The organism is Synechococcus sp. H55.11, assembly GCF_047462475.1.
Taxonomy (GTDB): Bacteria; Cyanobacteriota; Cyanobacteriia; order Thermostichales; family Thermostichaceae; genus Thermostichus.
This window is the reverse complement of the sequence record NZ_JANSJI010000004.1, coordinates 5,420-8,207: the sequence shown is the minus strand read 5'-3', so window position 1 is coordinate 8,207 and position 2,788 is coordinate 5,420. Positions and strand designations below refer to the sequence as shown.

The 2,788-nt window shown below is 57.9% G+C and carries 5 protein-coding genes; 3 read left to right on the top strand and 2 right to left on the bottom strand.

Annotated elements, in window-relative coordinates:
* The coding region (locus tag NW853_RS00105) for a cyclic pyranopterin monophosphate synthase MoaC (RefSeq protein ID WP_414347068.1) at positions 1–228 on the bottom strand (228 nt) is incomplete at its 3' end.
* 93 nt (positions 229–321) lie between these two features.
* Complete coding sequence (locus NW853_RS00100; protein ID WP_414335419.1) at positions 322–813, bottom strand: Tic20 family protein; 492 nt, start codon at positions 811–813, stop codon at positions 322–324.
* 309 nt (positions 814–1,122) lie between these two features.
* On the opposite strand from NW853_RS00100, the gene NW853_RS00095 reads away from it, so the two are divergent.
* The 3 genes from NW853_RS00095 to NW853_RS00085 form a co-directional block, all read left to right on the top strand.
* Positions 1,123–1,590, top strand: a complete 468-nt coding sequence (locus NW853_RS00095) for a hypothetical protein (protein WP_414347067.1) — start codon at positions 1,123–1,125, stop codon at positions 1,588–1,590.
* A 234-nt stretch (positions 1,591–1,824) separates the two neighbouring features.
* On the top strand, positions 1,825–2,259 hold the full coding sequence (locus NW853_RS00090) for a hypothetical protein (RefSeq protein ID WP_414335422.1): 435 nt from the start codon (positions 1,825–1,827) through the stop codon (positions 2,257–2,259).
* Between the two features lie 311 nt (positions 2,260–2,570).
* Positions 2,571–2,788: ABC transporter permease subunit (locus NW853_RS00085; RefSeq protein ID WP_414347065.1), on the top strand; the 218-nt coding region annotated here is incomplete at its 3' end.

Genomic DNA, 2,788 nt, shown 5'->3' with positions numbered 1-2,788 from the left:
CTTGGCGGCCATGATCCCGGCCAGCCGAGCCGCTTCCACCACATTCCCTTTGGGCCCTTGACCGGCCAAAATGGCCTCTAAAGTCCTTTCTGACATGCGTACCTGCCCTTGGGCAGTGGCCAAATGGGCAGCCAGGGGCTTGTGTCCCACTTCCACCCTCTGTACCCGACCGGAAGCGTCCAGGTGGGTGAGGGTTGGGCCAACATCAGAGGTCAAATCCGACGGCACCCCAGCCTCCTGCAATCCTTGAAAGCTGCAACAGCCGGCTCAGGCTCCAGTGAAGTCGTCAAATCAGCAACCAAGCCCTCAACTTGAGAACTGTTAGTAGCGAATCCAAGCATAGGCGGCATCGGAGAGCACCGGCACCTCGGCATAGTGACCGCGCACGTTCTGCACCCAAGCATAAAGGGTGACAGCGATTACCCCAAGCAGGGCAGTGGTGGCCAAAATGCTAACAAGCGCTGCCAAACCAAGGCTGCCAAAGAGCATAGCGAACACCTGCATCAACACTTGCACCAAAAACAGGGCAATGTTGAGCAGCAGCGCCTGCATCGTGTTGAAGCGAACAAAATGGGCGACGCGGCCGTTGCGGATTACGAAAAAGAGTAGGGCAAAAAACAGCCCCATGCCCAGCCAGCCCGTGGCCAGAGGCAGCAAACGCAGCAGCGGACTAAAAATGGGGATCAAACCTGGCAGAGATTGAAACAAACCAGAGGGCACAAAGCCGAAGGGCAGAGCCGATACCAACGGCAAAAGGTAGGGAAGGGATCCCCAGAGCCGATCGATGGGAGTGATGTTGCCGCGCCAGGTCATAATCCGTCGATCCCCTTAGTGCAGTGGCCATTGAAGCAAGTTTGCCGGTCGGTGCGCTCTCGGAATCCCTAGATGGGAAGAAGAAAGCGACACCCGAGCTTTGGGCCTATTGTAGTCGATGGATTTTGGCGACTCAACACGCTCGACCGCAAGCCGGCCTCAGCTTTCGAGTGAGCAGAACAAATAATTATTGAGTGGGCAAGTGTTCACGGTGAGCATCCTCCTTCATCCGGGCTGGTATAATCGCTGGCAATTCCTTTCTCCATCACCGGTCTTTTGGGTTCTTTAAGTCTTTTTTCGGCTTCGACCATGAAGATTTCCTCCTTTCCTGTTGCCCGCCTTGTGGGAGCTTTCCTCTGGCAAGCTTGGTCTGGTCTCATCGGCTTTTTCAACGACCGCCTGTTGCCGGAGCGCTACCATGTTCGGCCCGAAGCTTTGCCGGAGGGGCTGGCCCAGCTTTGGGCCCGTTACCTGTGCTACCGGCAAGCTTCTCGTCCAGGGGCAATCCAGTTTCGCGGCTTGACGGTGGAGCCTGGACGGGATCTGCGCTCGGCTCGTCTTGAAGCTCGTCCGGTCCGCTACCGCGGCTGCCCTGTGGAGACGGTTGCCCGCTGCGGGGATCCCTCTCCTGCCGGCCAACTTCTCACTGAAAAAGCTTTTGTGCCTCCCTACTGGAGACTGCTCAATACATTGCGCTTGAAGTTGAGCCTGGCCGATATCGATCGCTATTCGGTCACCCCGGCTCTGCAGCGGGTTTACCGTGGCCAAGTGTTCTAGCGGTTTATCTCCCTACGGGTGGCTGACCCCACGGTTGAGGCGCTGCCGCTGGTAGATGTTGGGTTGACCAGCTTGTTTCTCCTGAGCAGCGGGGGGAGGAGCTCCAGATACCCGCCACCTTTAGCTAAAAGCCGCAGGAGCCCCGCTCCCTACCGCCTAGCGGTCGGAGTTGGGTAGTTTACAAGTCCTTGAGCTGCAAACAAAAAGGCTCTGAAAGACCAAGAAAAAGCTAAGGTGGTGCGGCAACGCGCCCGCATCGCGAACAGCCGGGGAGATTTTCTGCACCACCTTAGGACTCGATGGGTGCGTGAAAGCCGAGCCATCGAGGTGGAAGAGCAGGCGGTCGGCAATGGGCAGGCATCCCAAGCGGGCTCAATCCATGTTTTTCGGTCGATGCTCGAGCCAATTTTAATCGGGTTGAGCGCTGTGCTCTGGGGCGGTCTCTGGGGCTACGCCACGCTGCTGATCGTGTTGGTGAACTTCAAGGAGCAGGGATCGGTTTACGCCTACCCCATGCAAGTGGTGTTGGATCGCTTTGTGGAATCTTTGGGGCTGGACTGGCTCAAAGCTTTGCATGCCATGCAACTGAAGCCGCTGCGCCAGATCAGCTATGCCCTGTTTGGCGCTGTCACCTTAGGGGTGGTCTGGATGCTTTGGGTGTTGGGGTGAGGCAATGAACGCTGCTCAACTGGTCGCCATTCTCTCTACTGCCATTGCCACCGCCACACCGTTGGTTTTCGCCAGTGTAGGAGAAACCATCACCGAGCGAGCAGGGGTGATCAATCTCTCCGCAGAGGGGACGATCATGCTGGCTGCCATGGTTGGGTTCGCCGTGGCCAAGCTGACGGGAAGCCTGGTGTTGGGCTTTTGGGCTGCCGCTGCTGGGGCCACTTCTGTTCCGAAGGGATCTGCTGCTGTATGCCAGCTATGCGCTGATTGGGGGAACTTGGTTCTTTTTTTATCGCACCCGGCCTGGCCTGATGCTGCGGGCCATGGGAGAACAGCCGGCAGCAGCCTTTGCCCGTGGCACCGATGTCATTTTCTGGCGCTATGTCTACACCCTCGTGGGAGGATCCCTGCTGGGCTTGGCAGGAGCCGCTTTTTCGCTGGATTTCAAGGCCGGCTGGAGCCACCGACACACAGCAGGTTACGGCTGGATTGCTTTGGCCATCGTCATCTTCGGCGGCTGGAACCCCTT

Bases quoted from the DNA above. Each gene is read 5' to 3' on its own strand.
- NW853_RS00100 (WP_414335419.1), bottom strand. From the start codon at position 813: ATGACCTGGCGCGGCAACATCACTCCCATCGATCGGCTCTGGGGATCC.
- NW853_RS00095 (WP_414347067.1), top strand. From the start codon at position 1,123: ATGAAGATTTCCTCCTTTCCTGTTGCCCGCCTTGTGGGAGCTTTCCTC.